This window comes from Flavobacterium sp. AJR, from assembly GCF_002156885.1.
GTDB lineage: Bacteria > Bacteroidota > Bacteroidia > Flavobacteriales > Flavobacteriaceae > Flavobacterium.
This window is the reverse complement of record NZ_NCWQ01000149.1, coordinates 1-5185: the sequence shown is the minus strand read 5'-3', so window position 1 is coordinate 5185 and position 5185 is coordinate 1. Positions and strand designations below refer to the sequence as shown.

Genomic DNA, 5185 nt, shown 5'->3' with positions numbered 1-5185 from the left:
GCATTAGGATTGGTTTCTTTAAATCTAGTGCTAATCCTAAAACAGCTTTACGAGTTAATTTGTCTGTCCAAACAATTTTTTCTACTAACCATGGTCTGTTGATTCTTGTTAGTTTTGATGAGGCTTCTTTATCCAGAACAAAAACTACATTGTTGTGTTCTTGCAAAAATGACGCAGGAATTCTATTGGTAACTTCTCCTTCTACAGATTTTTTTACAACATCTGCTTTTCCTTCTCCCCAAGCCAGTAGAATAACTTGTTTGGCTTCCATTATCTTTTTTACTCCAAGTGTAATGGCTGTTCTTGGTGTATTGTTTAATCCAAAAAAGTCTTTACTTGCTGCAACTCTGGTAATATGGTCTAATGCAACTAATCTTGTTTTTGAGTTTTGTAAGGAACCCGATTCGTTGAATCCGATATGTCCATTTGCTCCAATCCCAAGAACTTGTAGATCGATTCCGCCCAGAGCTTCTATTTTAGTTTCGTAATCTGCGCAATAATCTGCGATTTCTTCTTTTGTTAAAAGTCCGTCTGGAATATGGTAATTTTCAGGTAAAATATCGACTTGATCCATCAACAATTCTTTCATGAATCGTACGTAGCTATTTACTGAATCTGGCTCCATTGGATAGTATTCGTCCAGGTTAAAAGTGATTACGTTTTTAAAACTTAATCCTTCTTCTTTATGTAAACGTACTAATTCAGCATATAATCCTTTTGGGGATGATCCTGTTGCTAATCCTAATACACATGATTCGTTTTTCTCTTGTTTTGACTTGATAAGTGCCGCTATTTGCTGCGCAACTGCTTTGGATGCATCGGTGGAATTCTCAAAAACTACCGTGTCAATATTTTCGAATCGTTTTTCGAAACCAGTTGATTTATCTATTATGCTTTTTATCATTTTTAAATTTATTTTACCCATTGGGCGTAATTTATTTCAATATATAGTCCCGATCCCGAAGCGCAATGTCATTTAGTTAAGAAAAACAGCTACAATGCTGTACCGAATAAATCTCACGCAAAGTCGCCAAGCCGCTAAGTTTATGCCTAAAACCTTTGCGCTTTTGCGTCTTTGCGCGAAAACAATTAACCATAATTAGATAAAAAGAGCTTAACTTAATGACATTATCCGACGCTTCGGGATTGGGTTTCTTTATAAATAGTTATTTTTTAGTACTGGTTAAAAAATGCATCACTATCCAAGCCAATAAATAGGCAGAACCACACATGATAAATATGATATTATAACCTGCGGTAATATTTCCCAAGATTTTATAATGGTCTAAGATGATTCCTATTGCCAGAGGGAAAAGAATACCTCCAACTGAACCTGCCATACCACCGATACCTACAACTGAGCTGATATCTTTTTTAGGAAAATAATCAGATACTGTTGTAAAAATATTGGCGCTCCAAGCTTGGTGAGCTGCTGCTGCCAAACTAATTAAGCCAACAGCTACCCATATATTTTTGGTAAACTGTGCCAACATTATTGGTAATACACAAACGGCGATAAAAAACATGGTTGTTTTGCGTGCTCGTTGTACATTCCATCCTTTTTTTATTAAATATGAAGATAAATAACCGCCTCCGATACTACCAATAGTTGTTGCTGTATAAACAATTACCAATGGTAAACTTGGCTTCTTTAAATCAAGATTAAATGTTTCGGAAAAATATGAAGGCAACCAAAACAAAAAGAACCACCAAACAGGATCTGTCAATAGTTTCCCAAAGATGAAAGCCCACGTTTGTTTTACTTTAAATAAAGCAGTCCATTTTACAGGCACTTCGGTTTCTGAAACTACCTCATTGTCACTGTGGATATAGTCAAATTCTTCTTTGGATATTTTTTTATGTCTAGCAGGAGTTTCATAGTATTTCCACCAAAAAATCAGCCAAATAAAGCCAATAGCTCCAGTTATAACAAATGCTTCTTGCCAACCATAAGCGCCTAAAATTGCAGGAACCATAATAGGAGCAACCACAGCACCAACATTGGCACCCGAGTTAAAAATTCCTGTTGCAAGGGCACGTTCTTTTTTAGGAAACCACTCGGCTACAGATTTTATTGCAGCTGGAAAATTACCTGCTTCGGCTACGCCTAAACCAACTCTTGCTAATCCAAAACCAAACGTACTTTTGGCAAATGCGTGTGCTACGGCAGCAACACTCCAAAAGAAAACCGATACAGCATATCCTAGTTTAGTTCCGATTTTATCAATCCATCTTCCAAAACCTATAAGACCAATGGCATAAGCTGCTGAAAAAGCCATAACAATATTGCTATAATCAGTTTCTGTCCAATGGAATTCTCTCTCTAATGTGGGCTTTAACAAACCAATTACTTGCCTGTCGATATAATTAATGGTTGTTCCAAAAAACAATAGGGCTAATATGCCATATCGAACTCTTTTTTCTGAAGTTATATTCATTTTAAGAATGTTTACAAGATTGAATTAGAATAGTAACTTTTGTAATATAATCCGAAAGTGCATCAAAATTATTCTCTTCAATTGCACTGGTTTTTAAAAGTTTGCTTCCCATACCTACAGCAGATACGCCTGCATCAAACCATGATTTTAGGTTTTGTTCTTCTGGTTCAACTCCGCCAGTAGGCATAAAAAGGAGATCAGGAAAAATGTCTTTTATAGATTGCACGTAAGATGCTCCAACTAAATTCCCTGGAAATATTTTTACTAATCTGGCACCATAAACTTGCGCCTGATGAATTTCTGTAGGTGTTAAACAACCCGGAATCCAAGCTAAATTATGTTCTAAAACAATTTTTGCAACCTCGGCAGAAACTATAGGACTTACTATAAAATCAGCTCCTAAGTCTATAAATTCTTTGGCCGCTTCAGCTGTTTTTATAGTACCAATTCCTAACAATAAATCGGGCATTTCTTGTGAAGCTATAGTCCTTAATGCTTCAAAATTTATTAAAGCATTTTTACCTCGATTTGTATATTCTATAATACGAATACCTGATTGATATAAAGCTTTTAATATACTTACACTTAAATCTTTACTTTCATGATAATATAAAGGCAACAAACCAGAATGAATGATTTGTTGAATAACTTTTTCTGACTTATTCATTTTGCTTTATTAACTGTTCGATTTCTTCTACTCGGGATGTTGTAGCATCACCTTTTATAAATAATTTTTGATAGGCTGCTCTTGCAGCAAAATCTACTATTTGTTGTGGCTCTTTTCTATGTAATATTCCATAAATAAGTCCAGCCATAAAACAATCTCCAGTTCCAACTTTGTCTATTGTATTTGCAGCAAACAAAGTTTCGCTTTTATAACTATTTCCTTTTTGATACAGTGTTCCAAAATAGGTTACACTATCTTCTTTACTAAAGCGGAAAGTGTTCGCAACGATATTACAATTAGGATATTTTGCCAAGATTTCTTGAGAACTTGCATTGGCTTGCTCTACTAAATCAATTTCTTTTTCGGATGCTACTAATTGCTGATTAATACTTATTCCGAGCATTTTTTCTGCCGACCAAATATTCCCCATAATTACATGAGCGTAACTAGCTAGTTTAGGCATTACTTCGTTAGGTTCTGAGCCATATTTCCAAAGTTTTTCTCTGTAATTCAAATCCAAAGAAATAGCAATTCCTTTTTTTGTGGCAACAAGTAATGCTTCTTCACAAAGTGCTGCAATTTTTGCATTTAAGGCTGGTGCAATGGCTGTAAAATGAAACCAGGAAACACCTTCAAAAACTTCTTCCCAGTTTATGCTAGACGGTTCTAGTTCTGAAAAAGAAGAATATTTACGGTCATAAATTACGCCTGCATTCTTAACATCTGCTCCTTGATTAAGGTAATAGGCACCAATTCTTTCTCCAGATTTTATAACTGTAGTTGTATCAACCCCCATTTTGTTATAATAAGCAAGAATGGTATCCGACAAAAAATGGTCGGGTAGGGCGGTACAATAAGCTACAGGAACATTCCATCTTGCCAGCGCCAATGCAACATTACTTTCGGCACCACCTACATAAGCAGACATATCCTGTTGTTTGGGAAAGTTTTCCCCCATGCTATATCGTAAAAGGATTTCCCCAAAACAAAGTACTTTACCCATGATAAATTATGCTTCGTTTGATGGTTTTCCTATTGTAGCAAGTATTCCACCATCTACATACACAATATGTCCGTTTACAAAATCACTTGCTTTAGAACTTAAAAATATTGCTGCTCCTTGTAAATCCTCAGGATTTCCCCAACGACCAGCTGGCGTTCTGCCTATAATAAACTCGTTAAATGGATGTCCGTTAACTCTAATCGGTGCAGTCTGGCTTGTAGCAAAATATCCAGGACCAATTCCATTAGTTTGTATATTAAACTTAGCCCATTCGGTAGCCATATTTTTGGTTAGCATTTTTAACCCTCCTTTTGCAGAAGCATAAGCACTTACGGAGTCTCTACCAAGTTCGCTCATCATAGAGCACATATTTATAATTTTTCCGCCTCCGCGAATAATCATTCCTTTGGCAACATTTTTAGAAACGATAAAAGGTCCTGTTAAATCTACTTTTATTACTGCTTCAAAATCTGCAACTTCCATTTCTATTATTGGAGTTCTTTTGATGATTCCTGCGTTATTAATTAAAATATCAATAGGCCCAACTTCGGCTTCTATTTTGTTTATTGCTTCAATTACAGCAGCTTCATCGGTAACATCAAAAATATATCCGTAAGCTTCAATTCCCACAGATTTATATTCTGCAACTGCATTATTTACAGCTTCTTGTGATGAATGATCATTTATTACAATTTTTGCACCTGCATGTCCAAGACCTTTTGCCATTGCCATTCCCAGACCGTGAACTCCTCCTGTTATAAGTGCTGTTTTCCCTGTTAAATCAAATAAGTTAATTGACATTTTTTTTCTTTTTTTATAGTTAATAGTAATCTGATATTTTTATTGATTTGCCTCCTTTGGCTCAATGCTATTGAGTTAAACTTTTAAACACAATCCCTTTGCAATCTTAAAGCAAAGGGCAATTCATAAAGCTTTGTGAACTTTGCGTAATTCTTTGCGAACTCTGCGGTAAAATTTTCTTTATCTAGTTGCTTATGGGGCTTCGACTCCGATCAGCCTGACAATTAGTACACTGATTATTTGTAAAAAAATATAACTTGGTTTGAAATTTAATCA

At 35.4% G+C, this 5185-nt stretch carries 5 protein-coding genes; all 5 read right to left on the bottom strand.

Features of this window, described 5'->3' with window-relative positions; genetic code table 11:
• Positions 1 to 904: glucosamine-6-phosphate deaminase (gene nagB / locus B8T70_RS22845; protein ID WP_086896352.1), on the bottom strand; the 904-nt coding region annotated here is incomplete at its 3' end.
• Between the two features lie 262 nt (positions 905 to 1166).
• Positions 1167 to 2438 carry an MFS transporter gene (locus B8T70_RS22840; RefSeq protein ID WP_086896351.1) on the bottom strand — a complete coding sequence of 424 codons (1272 nt, stop codon included), beginning with the start codon at positions 2436 to 2438 and terminating at the stop codon, positions 1167 to 1169.
• A 1-nt stretch (position 2439) separates the two neighbouring features.
• Entirely contained in the window at positions 2440 to 3105 is a 666-nt protein-coding gene (locus B8T70_RS22835) for a bifunctional 4-hydroxy-2-oxoglutarate aldolase/2-dehydro-3-deoxy-phosphogluconate aldolase (protein WP_086896350.1), read from the bottom strand.
• Entirely contained in the window at positions 3098 to 4108 is a 1011-nt protein-coding gene (locus tag B8T70_RS22830; protein WP_086896349.1) for a sugar kinase, read from the bottom strand. Before B8T70_RS22830 ends, B8T70_RS22835 begins: the two co-directional genes overlap by 8 nt.
• A gap of 6 nt (positions 4109 to 4114) precedes the next feature.
• A complete protein-coding gene (locus tag B8T70_RS22825; RefSeq protein WP_086896348.1) occupies positions 4115 to 4909 on the bottom strand; it encodes a gluconate 5-dehydrogenase in 795 nt (264 codons plus the stop codon).
• Positions 4910 to 5185 lie beyond the last annotated feature (276 nt).